At 65.4% G+C, this 25,053-nt stretch carries 19 protein-coding genes, 1 tRNA gene and 1 rRNA gene; 7 read left to right on the top strand and 14 right to left on the bottom strand.

What is annotated here, in order from left to right; genetic code table 11:
- From H9638_RS16175 to H9638_RS16160, 4 genes are all read right to left on the bottom strand, one after another.
- Nucleotides 1-1,719, bottom strand: a complete 1,719-nt coding sequence (locus tag H9638_RS16175; RefSeq protein WP_191749165.1) for a class I adenylate-forming enzyme family protein — start codon at nt 1,717-1,719, stop codon at nt 1-3.
- A 16-nt stretch (nt 1,720-1,735) separates the two neighbouring features.
- Nucleotides 1,736-2,560 (bottom strand): SDR family oxidoreductase, encoded by an 825-nt coding sequence (locus H9638_RS16170; protein ID WP_318241912.1) that lies wholly within the window; start codon nt 2,558-2,560, stop codon nt 1,736-1,738.
- Nucleotides 2,561-2,800: 240 nt separating this feature from the next.
- Nucleotides 2,801-3,445 carry a response regulator gene (locus tag H9638_RS16165; RefSeq protein ID WP_191749162.1) on the bottom strand — a complete coding sequence of 215 codons (645 nt, stop codon included), beginning with the start codon at nt 3,443-3,445 and terminating at the stop codon, nt 2,801-2,803.
- Nucleotides 3,433-4,827 (bottom strand): sensor histidine kinase, encoded by a 1,395-nt coding sequence (locus H9638_RS16160; protein WP_191749160.1) that lies wholly within the window; start codon nt 4,825-4,827, stop codon nt 3,433-3,435. The genes H9638_RS16165 and H9638_RS16160 overlap by 13 nt, the downstream gene beginning before the upstream one ends.
- Before the next feature lie 143 nt (nt 4,828-4,970).
- On the opposite strand from H9638_RS16160, the gene H9638_RS16155 reads away from it, so the two are divergent.
- Nucleotides 4,971-5,726 (top strand): ABC transporter ATP-binding protein, encoded by a 756-nt coding sequence (locus tag H9638_RS16155; RefSeq protein ID WP_191749158.1) that lies wholly within the window; start codon nt 4,971-4,973, stop codon nt 5,724-5,726.
- A gap of 1 nt (nt 5,727) precedes the next feature.
- Complete coding sequence (locus tag H9638_RS16150; RefSeq protein ID WP_191749156.1) at nt 5,728-8,214, top strand: ABC transporter permease; 2,487 nt, start codon at nt 5,728-5,730, stop codon at nt 8,212-8,214.
- Nucleotides 8,215-8,278: 64 nt separating this feature from the next.
- On the opposite strand, the gene H9638_RS16145 is transcribed toward H9638_RS16150, so the two are convergent.
- The 10 genes from H9638_RS16145 to H9638_RS16100 form a co-directional block, all read right to left on the bottom strand.
- Nucleotides 8,279-8,366 (bottom strand) — tRNA-Ser (locus H9638_RS16145).
- Between the two features lie 65 nt (nt 8,367-8,431).
- A complete protein-coding gene (locus H9638_RS16140; protein ID WP_191749154.1) occupies nt 8,432-9,079 on the bottom strand; it encodes a TMEM175 family protein in 648 nt (215 codons plus the stop codon).
- 100 nt (nt 9,080-9,179) lie between these two features.
- Nucleotides 9,180-9,296: ribosomal RNA gene (gene rrf / locus H9638_RS16135) — 5S ribosomal RNA — on the bottom strand.
- A 134-nt stretch (nt 9,297-9,430) separates the two neighbouring features.
- The gene (locus H9638_RS16130; protein WP_191749153.1) at nt 9,431-10,786 is read right to left on the bottom strand and encodes a dipeptidase; all 1,356 of its coding nucleotides are present in this window, start codon (nt 10,784-10,786) and stop codon (nt 9,431-9,433) included.
- Nucleotides 10,787-10,788: 2 nt separating this feature from the next.
- On the bottom strand, nt 10,789-11,235 hold the full coding sequence (locus H9638_RS16125; protein WP_191749151.1) for a hypothetical protein: 447 nt from the start codon (nt 11,233-11,235) through the stop codon (nt 10,789-10,791).
- Entirely contained in the window at nt 11,232-12,686 is a 1,455-nt protein-coding gene (locus H9638_RS16120) for an APC family permease (protein WP_191749149.1), read from the bottom strand. Before H9638_RS16120 ends, H9638_RS16125 begins: the two co-directional genes overlap by 4 nt.
- A 172-nt stretch (nt 12,687-12,858) precedes the next feature.
- The gene (locus H9638_RS16115) at nt 12,859-14,364 is read right to left on the bottom strand and encodes an MFS transporter (protein WP_191749147.1); all 1,506 of its coding nucleotides are present in this window, start codon (nt 14,362-14,364) and stop codon (nt 12,859-12,861) included.
- A gap of 353 nt (nt 14,365-14,717) precedes the next feature.
- Nucleotides 14,718-15,536, bottom strand: a complete 819-nt coding sequence (locus H9638_RS16110) for an IclR family transcriptional regulator (RefSeq protein WP_225217551.1) — start codon at nt 15,534-15,536, stop codon at nt 14,718-14,720.
- Between the two features lie 84 nt (nt 15,537-15,620).
- Nucleotides 15,621-16,877 (bottom strand): aminopeptidase P family protein, encoded by a 1,257-nt coding sequence (locus tag H9638_RS16105; RefSeq protein ID WP_191749145.1) that lies wholly within the window; start codon nt 16,875-16,877, stop codon nt 15,621-15,623.
- A gap of 77 nt (nt 16,878-16,954) precedes the next feature.
- A complete protein-coding gene (locus tag H9638_RS16100) occupies nt 16,955-18,304 on the bottom strand; it encodes an MFS transporter (RefSeq protein WP_191749143.1) in 1,350 nt (449 codons plus the stop codon).
- A gap of 331 nt (nt 18,305-18,635) precedes the next feature.
- Here H9638_RS16100 and H9638_RS16095 point away from each other — a divergent pair, with 331 nt between their 5' ends.
- The 5 genes from H9638_RS16095 (at nt 18,636) to purU (ending at nt 24,753) form a co-directional block, all read left to right on the top strand.
- Nucleotides 18,636-19,856 carry a sarcosine oxidase subunit beta family protein gene (locus H9638_RS16095; protein ID WP_191749141.1) on the top strand — a complete coding sequence of 407 codons (1,221 nt, stop codon included), beginning with the start codon at nt 18,636-18,638 and terminating at the stop codon, nt 19,854-19,856.
- Nucleotides 19,857-19,870: 14 nt separating this feature from the next.
- On the top strand, nt 19,871-20,200 hold the full coding sequence (locus tag H9638_RS16090; RefSeq protein WP_191749140.1) for a sarcosine oxidase subunit delta: 330 nt from the start codon (nt 19,871-19,873) through the stop codon (nt 20,198-20,200).
- Nucleotides 20,201-20,202: 2 nt separating this feature from the next.
- The gene (locus tag H9638_RS16085; protein WP_191749290.1) at nt 20,203-23,124 is read left to right on the top strand and encodes a sarcosine oxidase subunit alpha family protein; all 2,922 of its coding nucleotides are present in this window, start codon (nt 20,203-20,205) and stop codon (nt 23,122-23,124) included.
- Complete coding sequence (locus H9638_RS16080) at nt 23,117-23,749, top strand: sarcosine oxidase subunit gamma (protein ID WP_191749138.1); 633 nt, start codon at nt 23,117-23,119, stop codon at nt 23,747-23,749. The genes H9638_RS16085 and H9638_RS16080 overlap by 8 nt, the downstream gene beginning before the upstream one ends.
- 92 nt (nt 23,750-23,841) lie before the next feature.
- Nucleotides 23,842-24,753 carry a formyltetrahydrofolate deformylase gene (purU, locus tag H9638_RS16075; RefSeq protein WP_191749288.1) on the top strand — a complete coding sequence of 304 codons (912 nt, stop codon included), beginning with the start codon at nt 23,842-23,844 and terminating at the stop codon, nt 24,751-24,753.
- Nucleotides 24,754-25,053: the final 300 nt, after the last annotated feature.

Genomic DNA, 25,053 nt, shown 5'->3' with positions numbered 1-25,053 from the left:
TCACTCCGCTGCCGCCGTTGGTTCTGCTGCCGCTGTCCGTTGTGCCCCCGGCACTGCGCCGGCGCCTGGAACCGTGAAGTTCCCGGCCGCCAGGTCCGCCGCCGCGGTCTCGGCCAGTCTGAAGTGCATCTTCTTCCCGGTGGCTGTCACCGGAACCTCGTCGACAAACCGGTAGGCGCGCGGCCGCTTGAAATCCGCCAGGCCCGGGTGGGCCAGGCAGAACGCGTCGAGATCGTCGGCAGCGGCACCGGCATCGACTGGTGAAGCGTCCCCGCTGCGGATCACGTACGCCACCACCCGCTGGCCCCAGTGCTCATCCGGGAGACCCACCGCCACGGCATCCAGGACGCCCGGATGCTCGGCGAGGACCCCTTCCACCTGCACCGGGTGGATGTTCTCGCCACCGGAAATGATCATGTCGTCCTTGCGGCCCAGGATGGTGACAAACCCGTCCTCGTCCCAGGTGGCCATGTCCCCGGGATAGAGCCAGCCGTCGTGGAACTTCTCCTCCTCCACAGCTGGGAGGTTGACGTAGCTGTACCCGGATTTCGGCGAGCGCATGATGACCTCGCCGGCCTCTGTGCCGTCCTGCGCCGCCAGTTCCTCCGGCCGTCCCCGCCGGTCCGGAAAGATCTTCACGACGGCGACGTCGTCATCCGTGCAGGACCTCCCCGCCGTGCCGGCCCGGGCGGGCAGGTCCTCCGGGCGCAGGAACGTGTTCCAGAAGGCTTCGGTGGTGCCGTACCCATTGAAAATCCGCGGGGTCAGCAGCTCCTGGTACCGCAGCGCTGCAGCCCGGTCCAGCGGTGCGCCCATGGTCACGATGCCCTTGAGCGTGCCCAGCTCGCGCGGCTGTTTCTCCTGCTCAGCGGCGATCATCTCCAGGGTGGTCGGGGCGCCGATCAGGAAGGTCAGCCCGTACTCCCCCACCCAGTCCAGCACCGTTCCCGGGGAAAAGCTGCGCAGCGGCACCACGCCCGCCCCGATATAGAAGGCCGGGGTGGGCCCGCCCGAGTGCAGTCCGCCGCGGTGGAACCACGGCGTCATGTTCAGGGTGCGGTCGGTGGGAGACAGCGGGAAGTGCATGATCACGTCGTGCGCGCTCATCACCTCGGCGATCGACGGCAGCGCCACTCCCTTGGGCATACCGGTGGTGCCGGAGGTGTACAGCCGGGTGGTCTCCTCATAGATGGAGAAGTCCGCCGGCAGGTCCGGCGGGGTGCCGGCAGCCTGCGCCAGGGCCTCGGCAAAGTCCTCCCAGCCGGCCGGGACCTCCGCCGCCCCGACCGTCAGCAGCGCCGGGCGGACATCCGCGGATTCCAGCGCCTGCGCAGCGGCGGCCGCGCACTCGGCGTCGACAATCAGCACCCGAGGCTCACTGTCGCGCAGGATGTGCGCGGTCTCTCCGGGCGCGAGCCGGTAGTTCACGGGCACGCTGATAGCGCCAAGCCGCTGGGTGGCCAGGTAGAGCAGCGCGAACTCGGGCCCGTTGAACAGCTGGTACATCACCCGGTCCCCGCGTCCTACACCCCGGGCGGCCAGCAGCACGGCGCAGCGCTCGACGTCGGCGCCCAGTTCCGCGTAGGTCCAGGTCCGGCCGCTGGGCGGATCGATCAGGGCCACTGAGTTCCGGTAGCGCGCGACGTTGCGCCGGAACCCGGCCGCGTAGGTCATCTGGTGCTCGAAGTATTCCTTGAACCGCCCTGGGTCGTACTGCATTGCAGCTCATCCTTTCTCAGGAATCCTGCCGCCGCTGCGGCCGGTCGGGAAGGGCCACCGGGTCCGTGGTTTCGCTGAAGAACGGCGGGGCAATCACGGACAGGCCCCCGTCCACGGCCAGCGACTGCCCGGTGATGTACTCGGCGCCGGGTGAGAGCAGGAATTCGACGGCGGCGGCCATCTCATCCACCGTTCCCGGGCGGCGCTTCGGGATCCGCGAGATCACGCTGTCCATCGGTGCCATGCCGTCCATGGTGTAGAAGTACTCCAGCGAATCGGAATCGATCAGGCCGCCGTTGACGGCATTGACGTTGATCCCGTACCCGGCGAACTCCACGGCCATAAACCGGACAAAGGACTCGACGGCGGCCTTGTAGGAGCCCAGTGCGGCGTAGGTGGGGAAGGCCCGGACGCTGCCGTAGGAAGTCAGCGCGACGATCCTGCCGCCGTCGTCCATCAGTTTGACCGCCTCCTGCGAGCCCAGGACGAAGGGCCGGACGTTCACGGCATAGGCCCGGTCCAGGTGGTGGGTCTTGAGGTCAACGACCTTCTTGAACGCGGCGGCGGCGGCGTTGTTGACGTAGTAGTCCAGCCGGCCGTATTCGGCGGCGGCGGCGTCGAACAGTTTGATGATGTCCTCAGGGTTTTCGATGTCCGCCTGCACCGCCAGCCCGCCGCCGCCGAGCCGCTGCAGCTCGGCGACTGTTTCCTTCGCGAGGTCCGCGTTCCTGCGGTAGCCAACCACCACCTGCGCTCCCTGCGCCGCGAGCCGCTCCGCGATCCGGCGGCCAATGCCGCGCGAGGCTCCGGTGATCAGGGCAATCTTGCCGTCGTGTTCCACGGGCAACCTTCCGCACCGTGTACGCGGCGCCGGCGTCTCGATTCGGGCTGCGGTCCGGACCGGGAGGTCCGGAAGCCGCGCGGAGCCGTTGCCAGGGCCGGATTCGGCCGGTGCGCAACGGACCCCCTTGGTCCGTAAATCCTGATCCTGCGCGGTGCGTGCGTCAAGGGTGCCCGGACACGTCTGCGCTTCCGCGTTGGCTTCCGGGAAGGGTCGGCGGACAGTGCGGGGGAAGGGAGGCTAGGAGCGCAGGTACGCCAGTGTTGCCAGGACCCGGCGGTGTCCGCTGTCCGACGGCGCGAGCCCCAGCTTCATGAAAATGTTGCCAATGTGTTTGCTGACCGCGGTTTCCGACACGGAAATCGACGTCGCGATCGCCGTGTTCCCCAGGCCCTCGGCGACCAGTCCCAGCACCTCGAACTCGCGCGGGGTCAGCGACCGGATGGGATCCTGGGTTCCGCGGCGGCTGAACAGCTGGGCGATGACTTCCGGGTCCATGACCGTTCCGCCGGCCGCCACGCGCCGCAGACCGTCCACGAACTCGCCGACGTTACCCACGCGCTCCTTCAGCAGGTACCCCACACCCTGGGCACCGGAGGCCAGCAGCCGGCTGGCATAGCGGTCCTCCACATAGGCAGAGAGAACCAGCACCGGGAAATCAGGCACCCGGGAGCGGAGTTCCAGCGCGGCCCGCAGGCCTTCATTGGTGAAGGTGGGCGGCATTCGGACGTCGAGGACCGCGGCGTCCGCGCTGCCGGGTTCGAAGGCGGCCAGGAGATCGTCCGCGTTATCCCAGGAGCCCGCCACCTCAAAGCCCTCACTCTTGAGCAGCAACTCCAGGCCGGCCCGCAGCAAGGCATCATCCTCCGCGATTAGAAGGCGCATGGCAGTTCCACCCTTAGCTTTGTCGGTCCGCCCGCCGGACTCACCAGTATCAATCTGCCGCCGAATGCAGCGGCCCGCCGGGCGATTCCGGCCAGGCCGGTGCCGGTTCCGACGTCGACGGCGGCCGTGACCGTGCCGGCGCCGGCATCGGCGCCGGCATCGGTGCCTGCAGCGGTGGCGCTCCCAGCGGCGTCGGATTCGGCGTCGAATCCAACGCGGGCAGCGGTGCCTGCGGACGACCGCGAAGGCACCTCTGCCCCGCCGCGGCCGTCGTCCGCCACCTCGATCACCAGCACATCCTCCCGCGGGGTCGATTCGGTCCGCAGAACCACCTCGATCCGGGAGGCGTTGGAGTGCTTGGCCGCATTCGTCAGGGCTTCAGCGAGCACAAAATACGCGGCCGACTCCACCGCTGCGGGAGCCCGCTGCAGCCCCTCGACGTCGAGGGAACAGGGAACCGGTGACCTGCTGGTCAGCGCCGAGGCGGCTCCGCCCAAGCCCAGCTCGTCCAGGACCGGCGGATAAATATCATGGACCGCGGCGCGCAGGCCGGCGAGGGCCTCGGACGCCGCGTCCTGCGCCCGGCCAATAAACGGAACCGCAGCGGCCGGGTCGGTTTCGGCTGCCCGCAGGGCGAGGCCAAGCATCATCACAACACCCACCAGACGGTTCTGCGCGCCGTCGTGCAGTTCCCGTTCGATCCGGCGCAGCTCAGCCGCGTGGGCGGCGAGCGCACTGGCGCGGGCGGCGGAGAGGTCCTGGATCCGGCGGGAGAGCTCCGCATACCTCCGGGGCGAGAGGATGCCGAGCGTGCCCTCGCTGATCCGCCGCGCCAGCCACGGCAGCAGGAACCAGGCCAGCACACCGTAGGCCACGCCCAGGACCATGGTGAAGGCCGCATCGCTCCAGCTGGTGATCGCAATGGTCATTTCCAGCGGCGTTTCGGGCGGAAAGAGCGGCCACAGCGGGGACGCCACCACATACAGCACGGCGCCCAGCGGCAGCACCAGGGCAACGGCGCCGGCCAGCAGCGCGAAGGCGGTGTGAAAAAGGAGCCAGGAGAGGTCCCGCTTGGTTTCGGGAGCGCTCAGCAGCGCGGCCAGTTCCGTGAAGGAATACCGGCCGGCGAGCCGGCGCCGGTCAAAGGGAATCACCGCGGAAGCGAACGTCGCAGACCGGGCCTGCGCCTTCGCGGCCAGCAGGTTCACGCTTTCCAGCAGCTTCGGAACTGCGTATAACCCCACACCCAGCGGCAGGAACGGCAGCAGCGCGAGCCCGGCCACCAGCACGCCCAGCGACGCCGCCCAGTAGCCGCCCTCACGCAGGAGGAACGCCGCATCCCGGGCACGGGCTGCCAGGCTGGTTCGGCTGGGGGCTCTCACCCGTTGAATTATGCCCGACGCCGGAACGTCAGTCGGTATAGCCAGCTATACCTTGAATTGGGTTATTGGCTGTATGTCGTCCGTTTTTCCGAATCCGTAGCGTCGAAGAAAGCATCTTCACCGCTCCGTTCTAAGGAAAAACAATGTACTCGAATGCCGCTGAATTTCCCGGCTCCGCTGCCCTGCAGCTGCAGGGCATCTCGAAAAGCTACCGCTCCGGCAGCACCGCTGTTCCTGCTCTTCGCGACGTGACCCTGGCCGTGCCGGCCGGCACGTTTACCGCGGTGATGGGCCCGTCGGGCTCCGGGAAAAGCACGCTGCTGCAGTGCGCTGCCGGTCTGGACTCCCCGGACAGCGGCAAGGTCCTGCTCGGAAACACCGAGATCTCCCGTCTGCGCAGCACCGCCCTGACCCGGTTCCGCCGCGACCACGTGGGCTTTGTGTTCCAGTCCTACAACCTGCTGCCGCAGCTGACCGTGGCAGCAAACACCACCCTGCCGCTGCTGCTGGCCGGACGGGAAACGGATCACGGGTGGCTGGACTATGTGCTGGAAGCTGTCGGCCTGGCCGGGCTCGGCGAACGAAAACCGCAGGAGCTCTCCGGCGGGCAGCAGCAGCGGGCCGCCATCGCCCGGGCACTGATCACCCGCCCCGACGTTGTCTTCGCTGATGAACCCACCGGTGCGCTGGACTCCGGAACCGCACGCCAGGTCCTGGACCTGCTGCGGCACACCGTCTCAGCCCTGAACCAGACCGTGGTGATGGTGACCCACGATCCGATTGCTGCCAGCCACGCGGACAGCGTGATCTTCCTGGCCGACGGACAGCTGGACGGCAGCCTGGGCAACGCGAGTTCCCGCGATGTCGCCGACCGCATGGCCTACCTCGGGGAGCGCTGACATGCTGAGCCTCGCCAAAGCCTCCATCCGGCACCACCGCGGCGGATTCGCCGGAGTGTTCGTGGCCGTGTTCCTGTGTGCCGCGCTGATCACCGCCATGGGCGTCCTCATCGAATCGGGGCTGCGCGGCGGCACCGCCCCGCAGCGGCTGCAGGGCGCCGACGTCGTTGTGGGTGCACCCCAGGAGCTGCCGGTGCCCGAAGACCTTGCCGTTCCCTTTACGGAACGGGTCCTGCTGCCCGCTTCGGCGGTGGCCGACATCGCAGCCGTGCCGGGGGTGGAACGCGCCATTGGCAGCATCAGCATTCCGCTGGCCGCAGCGGATGGCCGGAGCGTCCCGGCCGCTGCCTGGGACTCCGCGGCCCTGACCCCTTACAGCCTCACGTCCGGTGCGCCGCCGCGCAGCGTCTCGGATGTGGTGGTGGATGAGTCCTTCGCGGCCGCACCGGGCGATCGGATCCTCCTGAGCCACGGCGGCGTCCCGGCCGAATACACCGTGTCCGGCGTTGCAGCGACCGCCTCCGGGGCCACAGGGGAGGCCGCAGATCCCGCGGTCTTCCTCTCCACCGCCGGCGCCGGCGCGCTCTGGCCGCACGGCAACACGGTTGCCACCGTGGGCGTCATCGCCGGGCCCGGGGTGAACCCGGACCAACTGGCAGCCGACATCGAGGCCAGCGTGGCCGGCGTCGTCGGCTATACCGGTGACCGGCGCGGGGACGTGGAAAATCTTGGCGGAGCCGGAGCACGGTCCATGCTGCTGCTGCTCAGCAGTTCACTCGCCGGCGTGGCCGTGATGACCGCCGTCTTTGTGACCGCGGGAACGCTGTCCCTGTCCATCCTGTCCCGCCGGCGCGAGTTCGCGGTGCTGCGTGCGGTCGGAGCCGGAGCCAACCAGACCCTGGGCCTGGTGGTCCGCGAAGTCCTCCTGGTCTCGGCCGCCGCGGCAGTGCTGGGAGCGGTACCCGGTTTGTGGCTGGCAGGGTTCCTGGGCGGCCAGTTTGCCGGGGCCGGTGTTATCCCCGGGAACTTCCACCTGGCTTTCAGCCCGCTGCCCGCACTGGCCGCCGTCCTGATCAGCGTTGGTGCAGCGGTGGGTGCCTCACTCACCGCAGCCCGCGGAACGGTGCGCACGGCCCCGACGACGGCGTTACGCGAGGCGGTGACCGAAGCACCGCAGCTGGGCCGCGTCCGGATCATTACCGGTTTGGCGCTCCTGGGCGCGGGCGCCCTGACGGCCGTCCTGCCGGTGGTTGTGCCGGGTAACGGGGGCTTGGCCGCGGCAGGCTCAAGCATTCTGCTCCTGGTCATCGGTGCCGGGGTCCTTGGCCCGCTGCTGGTGACGGCTGTCCTCCGATTCGCCCGGCCGGTCCTGCGCCGCAGCACCTCGGCGCCGCTGGTGCTCGCGGACGCCAACGCGTCCGCTTTTCCCCGCCGGCTGGCCGCGGGAATGGTTCCCCTGGCACTGGCCATCGCGCTGGGATCGGTGCAATTCTTTATGCCGACCACCGTGGAAGCCGAGGCGGCACAGCAGTCCCGCGACGGCGTCGTGGCCGATTACCTGGTCAGCGGGCCCGGCGGCATTTCCACTGATCTGGCCGGCCGGGTTGCTGCCCTGTCCGGCGTGGAAACCGCAGCTCCGGTGGCCCGCTCCAGTGTCCTGGCCACTACCCGTTTCCTGGGGTTGGAGGACGAGGTACAGCCCTACGCCGTTCAGGGCCTCTCTGCCGGGACCCTGGACGGAGCGCTGGACCTGTCGGTCCGGAAGGGCTCGCTGGACCGGCTGTCCGAGCCCGAAACCGTCGCCCTGAGCACTGCTTTGGCCCACGAAGCCGGCGTGGAACCGGGGGATGACTTCCGGTTCTCCTACGGGGACGGAACGGAAGCGGCCGCCGTCGTCGTCGCCACCTATGAGCGCGGGCTGGGATTCGGCGACGTCGCTGTGGATAACGGGACGCTGCTTCAGCACACTACCTCCGGCCTGAACGACTATCTGCTGCTCACGGTGGAACCGGGCGCCGATGCCGGAGCGGTGGCGGCAGCCCTGCACGGACTGGGGCTGACCGTTCTGGACCGGGAGGACTTCGGCGCCGCCGGCGCCGGCGAACGGAACGCCCAGTCCTGGGTTTCCGTCATCGCCATGCTGATCCTGCTGGGCTATCTGGCTGTCTCGGTTGCGAACACGCTGATCATGGCCACGGCACGACGGCGTCCGGAGCTGGAGCTGCTGCGCACCCTGGGTGCCACCAACGCCCAGCTCCGCCGTATGACGGGAGCGGAATCGGTGCTGCTTGTTGTGCCCGCCATTATTCTGGGCACGGTCCTGGCCCTGCCGCCGCTGATGGGCATTGCGCTCAGCGTCTCGGGGCAGCCGCTGCCAACCATCCAACCGGGGGTGTTCCTGGCGCTCATCGGCGCAGCTGCTGTCCTTGGCCTCGGTGCGATCGCGGCGGCCACCCAGTTTGCCCTGCGTCCCGCGCAACGGACCTAACTCCGCCGAAAAACAGAAATGCCCCGGTCCGAGGACCGGGGCATTTCCCTGATGATTTCTCATCTGGCGGAGGATGGGGGATTTGAACCCCCGAGGGCGTTAACCCAACACGCGTTCCAGGCGTGCGCCATAGGCCGCTAGGCGAATCCTCCAGGCTTTGCTCGTCAAGAGCAGATACAAGACTACCGGATACCGGCTCAATTACCGAATCGGCACCTCACACGCCCCCGGACGCGGCCAGGTGTCCCCGACCCCAGCCGCGCACAGCAAGGTTGATCACCAGGATCGACAGCCAGGACAGCTCGGCCGCACTTGGACTGAGAAACGCGATGGGGATCGAGAGCAGGAACACCGCCGGCGTGATGGGCGCGCGGACCCGGGCGTAGGCCAGCAGCCGCGGATCGACGTCGTCCCGGAACAGGCCGCGCCGCCCGCAGTAAACCCAGAGCAGCCAGTTCACCGTGCCAATCAGGCCCAGAGCTCCGGCATAAATTACGACGCCGAGGGGCTGGTCATCGTGCAGGGCCAGCATGTCGGTGGCATAGGCCAGCAGCGCCACGAAGAAGAGCAGCAGCAGGTTCAGCCGCTGAAGCCCGCCAGTGTAGCCCTTCAGCAGCCGGAAAAGCCGGTGGTGGCTGAGCCAATATGCGCCGGCGACGGCGAAGGACAGCGCATAGGCGAAGAACTCCTGGCGCTGCTCCAGGACGGCCTGGCCCAGCTGATCAGCGGGAACCTGGGGAACCCGGATGTCCACGGCAAGCAGCGTCATGGCGATCGCGAAGACCGCATCGCTGAAGAACACGGTGCGCTCAAGGTCCGGCCCGGAATCGAGCCGGCGCCTGAAAGGGTTCTGTTTCTCCGGCACAGGGCCAGTGTGGACCTGCGTCCTCGGGCGGGCCACGGTAAAGGCGGTTAAACAGATAAGGACCCGTACGTCTTTGTACGAGTCCTTATCACCAGAGAATGTCCGGCGGTGACCTACTCTCCCACACCCTCCCGAGTGCAGTACCATCGGCGCAGTGGGTCTTAGCTTCCGGGTTCGGAATGGGACCGGGCGTTTCCCCCACGCTATGACCGCCGTAACCCTTGATCCACGCTTTCACGGGAAAATCTTGGGTCACTAACCGCGGGCCTGGCAGCTTTTCAGCTGTTCCTGCCTGCGGCGGTGATGCTCATTAATCATAACGTAAGATTCAGGGGCCTGCGACCACCGGGGTCAGGGCTGGCGGCGGCGTGATGCGGCGTAGCGGGTAAGGAAGATGGACTCGGTGAGGGCCATTGATTCGATTTCCCGGGGATCCACGCTTTCATTCGGGGCGTGAATGAGGGCAAGCGGTTCCTCGACGCCGATCAGGATAATCTCCGCGTCAGGGTAGGTCTGCTCGAACACGTTGCAGAGCGGAATTGAGCCGCCCTGCCCCAGCCTCGTCATCGGCTTGTTGTAGGCCTCCTGGGCTGCTTCCGCCATGGCTGCATAGGCCGGACCGTCGGTGGCCGCCTCGAAAGGAGACCCGGCCGCTTCGACCTCCACCGTGACGTGCACACCCCACGGCGCGGCGGCCTGCAGATGCCCGATGAAGGCTGATTGGGCAGCGTCCGGGGTAACGCCGGGCGGGATCCGGAGGTTCAGCCGGGCGGCTGCCCGCGGCACAATGGCAGCCGAGGAGCCCACTACAGGCGGGCAGTCGATGCCCAGGATCGTCACCGCGGGACGCGCCCACAGCATGTCTGAGACGGTGCCATCCCCCAGCAGTGAGACTCCCTCCAACACTCCGGCGTCGGAGCGGAACTGCTCGGGCGGGTACTCCGCGCCGGACCAGGTGCGGCTGGCATCCAGGCCGGTGATGGTGGTGTTCCCCTGGTCATCGCGGAGGGTGGCCAGGATGGCCACCAGGGCGGCGAGCGCGTCGGGCGCCGGGCCGCCGAACATCCCCGAGTGAATTTCGGAAGCCAGGGCCTCCACGCTGACCACAACGTTCACCATGCCCCGCAGGCTCACCGTCGCCGCCGGCTGGCCCACTGCGGCGTTGCCGGTGTCGCAGACCAGGATGGCGTCAGCGCGCAGCAGGTCCGGATGGGCCTCGACGAAAGCCTCCAATCCCCCGGTGCCCTGCTCCTCCGAACCTTCCACCACCAGTTTGAGGTTCACCGGCAGGTCTCCGCCGAGGGCGCGGAGCGCTGCCAGGTGCATGATGATGTTGCCCTTGCAGTCGGCCGCTCCACGCCCGTACCACCGGCCGTCCACCTCGGTCAGCTGAAAAGGCGGTGTCCGCCAGGCCGCGTCGTCCAAGGGCGGCTGGACATCATAGTGCGCGTAGAGCAGCACGGTTGGGGCATCGGGATCCGAGCAGGGCCGGGACCCGATGACCACCATGCTTCCATCCGGGGTCGGTTCCAGGCGGGCATCCGTGAAGCCAACCTCAGCGAACTTTCCCCGGACCCATTCCGCCGCACGCTGACATTCCTCCGGAGGGAACTGCCGGGGGTCCGCCACGGACCGCATGGCCACCAGTTCGGCGAGTTCCTTCTGGGCCTGCGGCATAAGGCCGGCTACACGCTCTCGCAGATCCATGATCAGCTTCCCGTCACACTGTCGGTCTTGAGGTCTTCGATTGAGGCGTTGAAATCGTCCAGTTCATCCGGGCAGTAGACCTCAATGATGAGCAACTGTCCCTTAATCGCCCGCTTGTCCGAGATAACCGGACGGGCACCGGGACCGGTGGCCCCGTTGGCCAGCATCGAATTCAGGGTTGCCCGGCTGAGCGCTGCGTTCGGATTCGCACAGGCCGCACCGCCGTCGTCGCCCAGTACCCGCACGACCTGATCCTGGCTCGGGGCACTGACGCCGGCGGCCTCCAGGAGGGTAATGAACCGGTCAGCCTTCTCTTCCGCCTGATTCGAGCTCCGGACCGCGCTGAAGGCGAGGACAGCCCACAGTGCCAGGCCGACGAGGAGCACACAGGCAACCACGTAGATCCAGGTGCGTTCCCGCTTGGGTTCATGCTCTGCCGGCGTGCTCACGGGGCCACCGTCCCTTCCTGCTTCCAAGCGGGCTTACGGAACCGGTAGAACAGGAACGGCACCAGCAGCCCCAGGCCCAACGCGCCGCCGCCGACAATCAGGACGTAGATCCCGGGGTTGCCGGACGCGAACTGCGACGGCGGAACGAAGCCGACCAGCAGGGCGGCCAGGGAGGCAGCAAAGCCAACGCCGCACAGGCCCAGCAGCATGGGCGCCCGGAAGCCCCGCGGGTGGTCCGGGTGCTTCTGACGGAGCCGGACCGCGGCCACGAACATCAGCAGGTACATGATCAGGTACACCTGTGTGGTGATGACCGAGAAGATCCAGTACGCGCTGGAGACGTTCGGCAGCAGCGCGTAGGCCAGGCCGATCACCGTGGTGACGATTCCCTGGACCACCAGGATGTTCTGCTGGACACCGTTCTTGTTGAGCTTCTGCAGGAACGGGGGGAGGTACCCTTCCTGCCGGGAAATGAGCAGCAGCCCCTTGGACGGTCCCGCCAGCCAGGTGAGCATGCCGCCGAGCGAGGCGGTGACCAGCATGATCCCGACGATCGGGGTCAGCCATTGCCAGCCAAAGTTGGCGAAAACGGCGTCGAACGCCTGCATCACACCGGCGGTGAGGGAAAGCTGTTCCGCCGGCACAATCCAACTGATGGCGAGGGCGGGAAGGATGAAGATCGCCAGGACCAGGCCCATGGCGAGGAACATCGCTTTGGGGTATTCCTTCGCGGGATTCTTCAGCGATGACACATGGACTGCGTTCATCTCCATCCCTGAATAGGACAGGAAGTTGTTGACGATGAGCACAAGACTGGACAGCCCGGCCCAGGCCGGGAGGAGGTTCTCCGCCGTCATCGGCGCAGCCGATACGTTGCCCTGGCCCAGGAAAACGACGCCGAGGGTCACCAGCACAACGCCCGGGATCAGCGTTCCGATGATCAGGCCGCCGCTGGCGAGGCCCGCGACTCCCTTGGTCCCGCGCGAGGACACCCAGACGCCGGACCAGTAGACCACGATAATTACGCAGGCCGTCCACACCCCGCTACTGGCTAGCTGGGGATTGATGACGTAGGCGAGCGTACTGGCCACGAACCCCAGCAGGCTGGGGTAGTAAAAGATGGTCATCGCGAACTGGCACCAGACTGCCAGGAAGCCCATGGGCTTGGAGATGCCTTCGGAAACCCATTTGTAGATGCCGCCGGTCCAGCCGGAGGCAAGCTCCGCGGAGACCAGCGACGTGGGCAGCAGGAACACCAGGGCCGGAAGCAAATAGAGGAAGACGCAAGCCAGGCCGTACACGGCCATGGTGGGCGCCGCCCGCAGACTGGCCACGGAGCTGGTGGTCATCATCGCCAGCGCGATCCAGGAGATCCACTGCGTATTAGTCACGCGGGTTCGTGCGGCGGGGACGGCTGCCTCACCGTCTGCCGGAATGTCGGCGGCGCTCATGGCGCCTCCCGATGGAGCGCTGCAGCAATCATGGGGGCCTCCGACGAGGGTCAGATGATCAGGCGGTGAACAAAGTATGAAACCGGCGATCTACGCTGCGCCAACCCCGGAGACGGAAATGCCTCTGAAATCCGGAACTTCGCCGCGGGCGCCGGGCCGGGGCGCCGGGTGCTTACACGTTCTCCGGGGCGTCCTGACCGGGTGTCGCCGAGGTAGGAAGCGTGAACGACTGCGCTGCGGCCGCTGCTGCTGCATCAGCCAGCGTTCCCTTCGCTGCACGGTGGCGGGCGATGACGAACGCCATGAGGACGCCGAGAAAACTGAAGATTGCCATCACCCACGAGGCCACCGAAAGCCCGGAGGCCAGGGCCGCATCCGGCAGGGCGCCGTCGTCGGTCTGGGCACTGATCACGTTGCCGTAGATGGTGGCGGCCAGGGCTGTGGCCACCGCGGCACCAACGTACCGTGCCATGTTGGAGATCCCTGAGGCTCCGCCGACCTGGTTTTCCGGCACCGCCGCCGTGGCCCCTGCCGAGGCGGGGCCGTTGGACAGTCCCATGCCGACCGCGATGGCGATCAACGGCAGCAAAAACGCGGTATAGGTCCACGACGCGTTGACCAGGGCCACGATGACAAAGCCGCCGGTAGTCAGGACGAAGCCCAGCCCGATCGTCTGCCGGCCACCGAACTTTGCCGCCAGCCGGGGCACCAGCGGCGCCACCAGCACCAGTCCGACCGTCGCCGGAAGGGTAGCCAGGCCCGCCTCCAGCGGGCTGAGTCCCAGTGTGGCCGGATCCTGGAAATACAGGCTGAGGAGGTACATCAGGGCATTGATCGTGCCCGCACCGATCAGGATGGCAATGGTCGAACCGACAAGGACGCGGTTTCGCAGGAGGGCGAGATCCACGAGCGGTACCGCTACCCGGCCCTCGACGGCGATGAAGGCAAAGCCGGCTCCCACCGAGATCGCGAAGCATCCGATTGTGGGGAGCGAGAGCCAGCCCCACTCCCCGCTTTGGGTCACACCGAGAATGAGCGGGGTCAGCACCAGGGCAATCAGCACGGTTCCCGCGTAGTCGATGGTTTTCGGGCGGTTTGGATCCCTCGATTCCCGAACAGTCAATGCTGTCAGGATCATGCACAGGACCGCTATCCCGGCGTCAATCCAGAAAAGCCCCTGCCATCCGGTGGCGTCGACCAGCACGCCGCCCACCAATGGGCCAGCTGCGGCACCCACTGCTGCCGCAGCACCCCAAAGGGATACCGCCCGGACCTGGGCGTCGCCGGTGTTTGCAACCGAGAGGAGGCTGAGTCCGCAGGCCAGGATCGTCGCACCGGCCGCTCCCTGAATCACGCGGCCGGCTATGACCATTCCGCCGGAGCCGGCAAGCGCGATCAGGATGCAGGACAGAACGAAAAGCAGCAGTCCGAGCTGGAAAATCCGGCGGCGGCCAAAAACGTCGCCCAGCGAGCCGGACGTGACGATCACTGCCGCTCCGACGAGGGAATAGCCTGTCACCGCCCATTGCAGCGTCGTGACTGAAGTCCCGGTGTCCGCAGAGATTGCGGGAAGCAGGATGCTGACCGCCGACGTGTTCGCGTTCACCACCAGCGTGGAAATACAGGTGGCCGCCAGGACCCCACCTGCCCGGGTGCTTACCTCAGCCGCATCGCTCATCGCATTGCCCTTCCACATCCGGTCCGGAGGGGGTGTCTTCACCATTCACGGTAGGGCAGGCGCTGCCGGCACTCCAGCGTCCGGCACCTGAATGGCCTTCCCGTGCATGTGGTCCCGGCGGTACGGCGACCTCAAACGCCCTCGCGCTCACTGGATGCGCAAATATGGCGGCTTCAAACGCCTTCACCCTCCCTGGATGTGCAGGTATGGCGACCAAAACTGTCTGGAGGTCGCCATACCTGCACATCGGCGGTCGGCCGTGGGCCGGGCGGGTGAGTAACCGCCGGCATCAACTCATAGACGGGCGCGCGCCGGGTGACGCGACGATGCGGCGGGTGGTGCAGTTGTCCCACCTAGCGGTGCGACGGCTCCCCGCGCTTCGGCGGGCGACCTCCCAAACGCGTTGTCACCTGGCGGGCAGCCGCCGCGCAGGCCTCCCCCAGGACCTGCAGGTGTTCAGGGGAAACCCTGAACCGTGGAGCCGGAATCAAGACCGCAGCCACCACGGCACCGCGGTGGTCATAAACAGGGGCAGACACACCAACTTCGTCCAGGGACGATTCTCCGTAGTTGATCGCCCATCCCCGGGGGACGACGTCGCCGAGCCTGATCTGGTAGGCGTCCAGGCTCGCATCGTCCACCCCCGTGGCTGTGATGGCGCCGCTGCGCAGCAGCTCACGCACGCGTTCAGCGGGCGCCTCCGAAAGGAAGACCTGGACGGATGCGCTCATGGCGTCCCTATACCGAGCCCCAAGTGGGGTGGTGTGCTTGATCTGCTGGTGGCTGGGTATCTGTTCCACGCACATGGATTCGGCACCGTTCCAAACCATCAGGGCACTGGTTTCACCGGTCCGTTCCGTAAGCTCCTGCAAGACCGGGTAGGCCACCCGCCGTTCCTCGAGCTCGGCGAGCAGCGGACCGGCGACGGCGATCAGGCCGAGGCCGAGACGGAAACGCCGGGTCTCCGCATCCCGTTCCACCAGGCGTTCCTGCTCCAGAGTGGCCAGAATCCGGGAAACGGTACTTTTATGCAGCCCGACCCGGTTGGCTATCTCGGTGACTCCGAGCAGCGGCTCGCTGGCCGTGAAGGTCCGGAGGACGGCGATCGCGTTGACGATGACGGACGTCCCCTTGGCGTCACCGCTTCGGTTGATCTCGGTAGTTTCGCTCATGATGTTCATCATCATTCCGTACTGCGGCGGGAAAGCGGCGCCACTTGCTCCGTGGCGCCGCTCTCCCGCCGCATACAACGGTGGTCAGGCTCCCACGATGTTGTGTTCCGCGCCGAAGGGGAACTTTGTGATGTTCTCCGCTCCGTCCTCGCCCACCACCAGGATGTCGTGCTCCCGGTAGCCGCCGGCGCCCGGCTGCCCATCCATAACCGTGATCATGGGCTCCATGGAGACCACCATTCCCGGCTCCAGGACCGTATCTATGTCCTCCCGGAGCTCCAGGCCCGCTTCCCGTCCGTAGTAGTGGCTGAGGACTCCGAAGGAGTGTCCGTAGCCAAAAGTGCGGTTTGCGAGCAGGCCGTGCCCAACATAGATTTCATTCAGCTCGGCGGCAATGTCCCGGCATACCGCGCCCGGCTTAATGAGTTCGATGCCGCGCCTGTGGACTTCCACATTGATGTTCCAAAGCTCCAGGGACCGTTCGTCCGGCTCTCCATAGAAGAGGGTGCGCTCCAGTGCGGTGTAATACCCGGAGATCATGGGAAAGCAGTTCAGGGACAGGATGTCGTGTTCCCGGATTTTGCGGGTTGTAGCCCAGTTGTGGGCACCGTCGGTGTTGATGCCGGACTGGAACCAGACCCAGGTATCCCTGATTTCGGAGTCCGGGAAAGTCCGGGCGATTTCGTGGACCATGGCCTCGGTGCCGACCAGGGCAACTTCGTATTCGGTGATTCCGGCCGTGATGGCGCTGCGGATGGCTTCGCCGCCCAAGTCGCCGATCCGGGCGCCGTGCTTAATCACAGCGATCTCTTCGGCTGACTTGATCATGCGCTGCCGCATAGCTGCCTGTCCAATATCAACAAGGGTGGCCGATTCGAACGCAGCCTGAATCTTGTTGCGGTTGTCCAGCGCGAGGACATCGTCTTCGACGCCGATCCGCCCGGGATTGATGCCGCGGGTGCGCAGCGCTTCCTGGAGGGCAAAGAGGAAATTGTCTCGGCGCCAGTCGGTGTAGACCACGTTGTCGCCATAGCTGCGGCGCCAGGGCATTCCGGCGTCGATGTTCGCGGTGATGGTGACGGTGTCCTCGCTGGTGACGACCATGGCGTAGGAGCGGCCGAAGTAGGTGAAGAGGAAGTCGGAATAGTACTTGATGGAGTGATAGCTGGTCAGGACGACGGCGTCGAGCTCCTTTTCCGCCATGATGCGCCGAAGACCGCTAAGCCGGCGCTCGAATTCCGCATCCGTGAAAGTCAGCTTCTCCTTTTGTCCGTTGTGGAGGATTTTCAGCCGTTCCAATTCCGAGATAGAGGTGGCCATGGGAATTGCCGCGCTGGTCATATTGTTATTGCCTTTCTGACGTGCTGCCTTGACGGAGAAATTCGGGGAAAATTGAAGAAGAATTCAATGTGGCCGGCCTACTCATGGCGCAGGGACTCCTTGCACGTTTCGCGGGACAGTGCGACGGCGATGAGGGACACGAGGGCGGCACCGGCAAGGTACCAGGCGGGCGCCAGGTCGTTGCCCGTGGAGGCAATCAGGAGGGTCGCCATGAAGGGGGCTGTTCCACCAAAGATCGCGTTGGAGAGATTGAAGCTGACAGCAAAGCCGCTGTAACGGACCCGGGTGGGGAACATTTCGGCGAGGAAACTGGGGAGTGTACCGTCGTTGAGCGTGAGCATGGCGCCCAGCAGAATCTGGACCAGGACGATGATCAGGAAGTCCCCGGTCCCCAGCAGCGCGAAGGCCGGAACTGTCAGCACGATGAAGCTGACGGACGCGGACATCAGCACCTTCTTGCGGCCGTAGCGGTCTGAGAGCATGCCGGTGATGAAGATGAAGCCGATGTAGGTCAGCAACGCGATAGTGGTTGCCATAAAGGACTCGGTGGCCCCGAGGCCCAGTTCTGTCGACAAGTACGTCGGCATGTAACTCAGGATCACGTAAAAACCCACGGCATTGAGAAGCACGGCCCCGGAGGCCTTGACCAGGAGCCTCCAATGAGTCCGGAAAAGGCTGAAGGCAGGAGCCTTGACCGCTTGATCTTCCGCGGCGAGTTCACGGAAGACCGGCGTGTCCTCCAGTTTGGTGCGGATGTAGCGTCCAATCAGCCCCATCGGAGCGGCGAGAAGGAAGGGCAGGCGCCACCCCCAGCTTTCCATGGCTTCGGTGCTGAGCAGGGCGGTCATCACGCCGGCAAGCAGTGAACCGAGCAAGAGTCCGGTGGCCGTACTTGCGGGCACCACTGCCGCATAAAGACCGCGCCGGTTGGCGGGTGCATACTCCACCAGGAACGCTGAGGCTCCGGCATATTCACCGGACGCGGAGAATCCCTGGAGTACACGGAATGCCAGCAGCAGGAGGGGTGCCGCGATGCCAATGGTGTCGTAACTGGGAATAAGCGCGATGCAGAACGTTGCGCCGGACATGATCAGGATGGACAGGGAGAGAGCGGTCCGGCGACCAACCCGGTCACCGATGTGGCCCCATACGAAGCCTCCAATCGGACGGACGAGGAACGAAATCGCAAACAGCGCGAAGGTCAGCAGCAGCCCGGTTTGCGGGTCGGACTCCGGGAAGAACACTGCGGCGATGGTTGCGGCCAGATACCCGTAGACGGCGTAATCAAACCACTCGACGAAGTTGCCGATGAAGCTTGCAGCCAGGACCTTTCGGCGGGTCTCCTTGTCAACCGGGGTTCCGCTGTTGGGGCCAGGGCTTCCTCCCGCTTCGGGACCAGCAGCCGCCGTATTTACTTCGTTACTCATATGTCCACCAATGAAATTTGGGGTTGCATTGAACGCAACGCGGTTGCATCAGGTTATGGGCGGCCCAGACCACAGTCAAGAGCGAAATCACCCCTTTAAATGGAATTAACATGTGCGTTACAAATTCGGCAAAGGGTGATTGACGCACTCGCAACGTGAGCTTAGAGTTGCAGCCAGCGCAACACAGTTGCATCAGGTTTCTTGAATGAAAGAGACTGCCCTGACGGTCGTCCCCGGCCTCCGATATGGAAGCTCAGGGCTACGTCCTGACGAACAAGTACACCGGCGGTCACCCGGGCAGGCCCGAGGCAGAATTGATTGGAGCAGCAAAATGAGCGCGGAACAGCTTCCGGAGCACCCGGATTTCCTCTGGCGCAACCCTGAGCCCAAGTCCTCCTACGACGCCGTGATTGTTGGCGGCGGCGGCCATGGTCTCGCCACGGCCTACTACCTCGCCAAGAACCACGGCATGACCAACATCGCCATTCTTGAAAAGGGCTGGCTGGCCGGCGGCAACATGGCCCGCAACACCACCATCATCCGTTCCAACTATCTCTGGGACGAAAGCGCCGCGATCTACGAGCGATCCCTGAAGCTGTGGGAGCTCCTCCCCGAAGAACTCGAGTACGACTTCCTGTTCAGCCAGCGTGGAGTCATGAACCTGGCCCACACGCTGGGCGATGTCCGCGAGAGCATGCGCCGGGTGGGTGCCAATAGGCTCAACGGCGTCGACGCCGAATGGCTGGACCCCGGCCAGGTCAAGGAACTCTGCCCCATCCTGAACACCAGCGACAACATCCGCTATCCCGTTATGGGTGCCACTTACCAGCCGCGCGCAGGGATAGCCAAGCACGACCACGTCGCGTGGGCGTTCGCTAGGAAATGCGATGAGCTCGGCGTGGACATTATCCAGAACTGCGAGGTCACCGGGTTCCTGAAAGATGGAAACCGCGTCGTCGGGGTCAAGACCAATCTGGGCACCATCCACACCGAAAAGGTCGGGCTGTGCGCCGCCGGACACAGCTCGGTGCTCGCGGAAATGGCGGGTTTCCGGCTTCCCATCCAGTCCCACCCCCTGCAGGCGCTGGTCTCCGAACTCCACGAGCCCGTACACCCGACGGTGGTCATGTCCAACCACGTCCACGTCTACGTTTCCCAGGCGCATAAGGGCGAACTGGTGATGGGAGCGGGGGTGGACTCCTACAACGGCTACGGCCAGCGCGGTTCCTTCCACGTGATCGAACAGCAGATGGCAGCCGCCGTTGAACTCTTTCCGATCTTTGCCCGGGCACATGTGCTGCGGACCTGGGGCGGGATTGTGGACACCACCCTCGATGCCTCGCCCATCATTGGGGCGGCTCCCGTGGAGAACATGTACGTCAACTGCGGCTGGGGCACGGGCGGGTTCAAGGGCACTCCGGCAGCCGGCCTGACGTTCGCCCACACCATCGCCACCGGGGTACCCCACGAGCTCAACAAACCGTTTGCCCTCGAGCGCTTCGAAACCGGTGCCCTGATCGATGAACACGGCGCCGCTGCCGTAGCCCACTAGAAAGAGGTAAGGACATGCTCCTGATTCCCTGCCCAAACTGCGGGCCCCGAGACGAAACCGAATTCCGCTATGGCGGACAGGCCCACGTTGCCTACCCCGAAAATCCGGAGGAACTCAGCGACCGGGAATGGGCCGAGTATCTGTTTTACCGTGACAACCCCCAAGGCGCGTTCGCTGAGCGCTGGCTGCACAGCACCAGCTGCCGGCAGTGGTTCAACATGCTCCGGGACACCTCCACCTACCAGATCCAGGCCGTTTATCCGATGGGTCAGCTCCGCCCCGCGGCGGGCCCGACAGCCCCCATACTCCCCACCCCCGTTTCCCCGGAAGGAGCAGTCAAGTGAGCGTGCAACGGCAATCCGCCCGCCTCAGCAGCGGAGGACGCATCGACCGCAGCGTGACCTTGCGCTTCACGGTGGACGGCCAGGAATACACAGGCCACCCCGGGGACACCCTTGCCTCCGCCATGCTGGCCAACGGGAGGCTGCGTGCCGGCAATTCCCTCTACGAGGACCGGCCGCGCGGCATTATGTCCGCCGGTGTGGAGGAACCCAACGCCCTCATCAAAATCGCGGCCAGGTTCCCGGGCCATGTGGCGGAGTCCATGCTCCCGGCGACCGCTGTCTCGCTGGTGGATGGCCTCGACGCCGAGCTTCTCAACGGCCTGGGCCGATTGGACCCGAACGAGGACCATACCGAATACGACAAGAAATACGTTCATGCTGACATCCTTATCGTTGGCGGCGGACCTGCCGGCCTGGCAGCGGCCCGGCAATCCGTGCGCTCCGGTGCCCGGGTCATTCTTATCGACGACCAGCCAGAGCTTGGCGGCTCGCTCTTGTCCGGTTCCCCGCATCCGGACCTCGCAGATACCATCGAGGGCCTGCCGGCCCTGGAATGGGTGGCCGCGGTTGAAGCCGAACTGATCTCCGCTGCGGAGTGCACCGTGCTGAACCGCACCACGGCCTTCGGCGCCTATGACTCCAACTACGTCCTCGCAGCGCAGAACCGGACGGACCATCTCCCAGCGCCCGCGGCACCCGGTGTGTCCCGGCAGCGGATCTGGCACATCCGCGCCGCCCAGGTCATCCTCGCTCCGGGAGCCCACGAACGCCCACTGGTCTTCGAGAATAACGACCGGCCCGGGATCATGCTCGCCTCCGCGGTGCGCAGCTATCTCAACCGGTACGCCGTGGCTGCCGGGTCCAAAGTCGTCATCACCACCACCAACGACAGCGCCTATCTGCTCGCCGCAGACCTCCGCGCCGCCGGCATCAGCATCGAAGCAGTCGTGGACGCCCGCCCACAGCTTAGTGACACCGCTGCCACGGCAGCAGCGGCCGGAACGCGGGTGTTGACCGGCAGCACCGTAGCTGGAACCTCCGGCGAGGAAGGGATTCTCGGCGTTTCCATCCGCGGCATCGACGACGGCGGAAACCTCACCGCCGACGTCGAACACCTGCCCTGTGACCTGCTGGCTGTCTCCGGCGGCTGGTCCCCCGTGGTGCATCTGCACTCGCAGCGGCAAGGCAGGCTGCGCTGGGATGAGAGCCTGGCAGCGTTTGTGCCCAGCAGCGTGGTCCCCAACCAGCAGGTGATCGGAGCGGGACGCGGCAGTTTTCGGCTTCCGGATTGCGTGGAGGAGGGAATTTCCGCCGGTGCCGCAGCGGTCATCGCTGCGGGTTTCGAATCCGATGTGGCACCGGTTGCGCCCGGAGAACCCGTGGCCGCTGCACCAACCCGGCAGCTCTGGCTGGTCCCCGGCCAGCAGGGCAGCGCGGAAGACTGGCATCACCACTTTGTTGATTTTCAACGTGATCAGTCCGTGGCCGACGTCCTGCGTGCCACAGGCGCCGGCATGCGCTCCGTTGAACACATCAAGCGCTACACCTCAATCAGCACCGCGAACGATCAAGGCAAAACCTCCGGTGTGAACGCGATCGGCGTCATAGCCGCAGCCCTGAAACACACGAATGTCGGTGACATCGGCACCACCTCGTATCGTGCGCCATTCACGCCCGTGGCGTTCGCTGCCCTGGCCGGACGGCAGCGGGGAGAGCTTTTCGACCCTGCCCGCCTTACCTCCATCCACCCCTGGCACGACGCCCACGGCGCGTTATTCGAGGACGTTGGGCAGTGGAAACGGCCCTGGTTCTACCCGCAGGACCAGGAGGATATGGACGCCGCCGTCCTGCGGGAGTGCGCCGCAGTCCGAAACTCGGTCGGTTTCATGGACGCCACCACTCTGGGCAAAATCGAAATCCGGGGTAAGGACGCCGGTGAATTCCTGAACCGCGTATATACCAACGCATTCAAGAAACTGGCCCCCGGATCGGCCCGCTACGGCGTCATGTGCACCCCCGATGGGATGATTTTCGACGACGGCGTGACCCTGCGCCTGGACGAGGACCGCTTCTTCATGACCACTACCACCGGCGGGGCAGCCAACGTCCTGGACTGGCTGGAGGAATGGTTGCAGACCGAATGGCCGGAACTGGATGTGCACTGCACCTCCGTCACCGAGCAGTGGTCCACCATCGCCGTCGTCGGTCCGAAAGCCCGGGCCGTCGTCGCAAAGCTGGCCCCGGACCTAGCCGCGGACGGAGGCCTCGATGCCGAGGCGTTCCCCTTTATGACCTTCCGCGAAACGGCTCTCACCTCCGGGATCCAAGCGCGGATCTGTCGGATCTCCTTCTCCGGTGAACTGGCGTACGAAATCAATGTCCCGTCCTGGTACGGTCTCACGGTCTGGGAAGCCGTGGCGGAAGCCGGCGCCGAATTCAACATCACCCCGTACGGCACCGAAACCATGCACGTGCTGCGGGCGGAAAAGGGCTACCCGATCATCGGCCAGGACACCGACGGCACGGTCACTCCGCAGGATGCCGGCATGGAATGGGTCGTGTCCAAGGTCAAGGACTTCATCGGCAAACGCTCCTACCTGCGCCGGGACGCCAGCCGCACCGACCGCAAACACTTGGTCAGCATCCTCCCCGCGGACGGAACCATCCGCCTTCCCGAAGGCACCCAGCTGGTGGAGAAGGGCATCAGCATCATTCCAGCGCTGAGCCCGGTTCCCATGCAGGGATTCGTCACCTCGAGCTATCACAGTGCGGCATTGGGGCGCTCGTTCGCCCTGGCGCTGATCCAGAACGGCCGAAACCGGCTCGGCGAAACCCTGCTCGCCGCCGTCGGCGATCAGCTGCTGGACGTAGTCGTGGCAGAGACAGTGCTTTTCGATCCAGAAGGAGCCCGTAAAGATGGCTGATACAGCAGCACTCAGCACCGCCGAAATCCAAATCCTCCGGCAGAGTCCCGCAGCCCTTCTGTCTGCCGCTTTTGATGCCGGGTCCGTTGCCGGGACCGTGGAGCTGCGCGAAGTGCCGTTCCTGACCATGGTGGGGATCCGGGTCGATCCCGCCTCCGCTGCCGGGATGGATCTGGGCACCTTCACGGGTGGCTTGCCCGCCGCATCCGGAATAGTCCGAACCAGCGGCGACACTTCCGTCCTCTGGCTGGGACCGGCAGAGTTCCTCCTGGTGGCAGCCCCGGAATCCCATGACAGCCTGGGGGGCGAATTTCCCCGCGCACTGATCGATACCCTCGGATCCGGCGCAGGGCAGGTTGTTGATCTGTCCGCCAATCGAACTACGTTCGAACTCTCCGGCCGCCGGGCGCGATCCGTTCTTGAAAAGGGGTGCTCCCTGGACCTCCATTCCCGGGTCTTCAACACCGGGACAGCTCTGTCGACCGAGATTGGCGGCATTCCGGCCATTCTGTGGAAGACCGACGAGGAAACCTACCGCATTCTTCCGCGGGCGTCGTTCTCACAGTTCCTGGGCCGCTGGCTCCTGGACGCCATGCGTGAGTACGCGTCCGACGAGGTCCCCTGAGCACGTCGCCTCAGACAGGAGCAGATATGAAAACCGAGTACAACGAAACCTCCCTCGGAGGCCTGTCAGTGAATGCCATCGGGAGTGGGGCCATGGACACGAACCCCAGCGAATACGTCCTAACCCTCGCGTGTCCCGAAACACAGGGCATCGTCCATGCGGTGACCGGCTTCCTCCTAGACCAGGGCTGCGACATCCTGGACAGCAAGCAATTCGGTTCCAGGCTCGATGGCCATTTCTTTATGCGGATCCATTTTGCCGCGGTCGACCCTGTGAGGGAAGAGCCGGTAGGTGAGCCTGCAGGTGCGCCCGCCGGCGAACCGGCGGAGTTGGCCAAGCTGCAGGGCGCATTCCTACCAGCCGCCGAGACCTATGGGATGCAGTGGCAAATGAGGGCACACGGCACGAAACACCGGGTCCTGATCATGGTTTCGAAGTTCGAACACTGCCTCAACGACCTTCTTTTCCGTGCCAGAATCGGCGAGCTGCCCATAGAAATTGTTGGTGTGGTCTCGAACCATACAGACCACAGGGGGATCGTGGAGTGGCACGGGATTCCGTTCTTTCATGTGCCCGTCACGGCCGCAACGAAACCGGAGGCGGAGGCGAACTTGATGGCTATCATTGACCGGTTCGACGTCGAGCTCGTGGTGCTGGCCCGGTACATGCAGGTCTTCAGTGATGATCTCACCCGCCGTCTGGACGGCCGTGCCATCAATATTCACCACTCTTTCCTACCTAGCTTTAAAGGCGCCCGCCCGTACCATCAGGCCCACGTCCGCGGGGTCAAGACTGTTGGGGCTACGGCCCACTACGTGAATGCTGAGCTTGATGAGGGTCCGATCATTAGCCAACAGGTCGTGGAAGTGGACCATACCTTCGGCCCTGAGGACCTGGTGGCCGCTGGCCGAGACACGGAACGCAAAGCGCTTTCCAACGCAGTTCGATGGCACTGCGAAGGGCGTGTCTTCCTTCAGGGTAATCGGACCATCGTCCTGACGTAGGGCCGCATAGGACACTGCAGAGCCGGTTGCGCTGTGCGAAGTGCAGGTTTGGCGACCAAAATTGCGCGGAGGCCGCCATATCTGCACATCGGATGAACCGGGCAGCCGTGGTGGGAGGAACTTCATAAGCACGACGCCGGCCCTGCCCGCCGAACGGGTTCTGGGGGTTAAACACGTTAGGCCCCGCACAAACGTGCGGGGCCTAACACGGACCAGGAAGAGACCTGGTCTTGAATGATTGTCCGGCGGTGACCTACTCTCCCACACCCTCCCAGGTGCAGTACCATCGGCGCTGCGGGT

Origin of the sequence: Arthrobacter pullicola, from assembly GCF_014836875.1 — a bacterium.
GTDB classification, from domain to species: Bacteria; Actinomycetota; Actinomycetes; order Actinomycetales; family Micrococcaceae; genus Arthrobacter_B; species Arthrobacter_B pullicola.
Note: the sequence above shows the minus strand (reverse complement) of the source record. Positions and strands in the feature narration are given on the sequence as shown.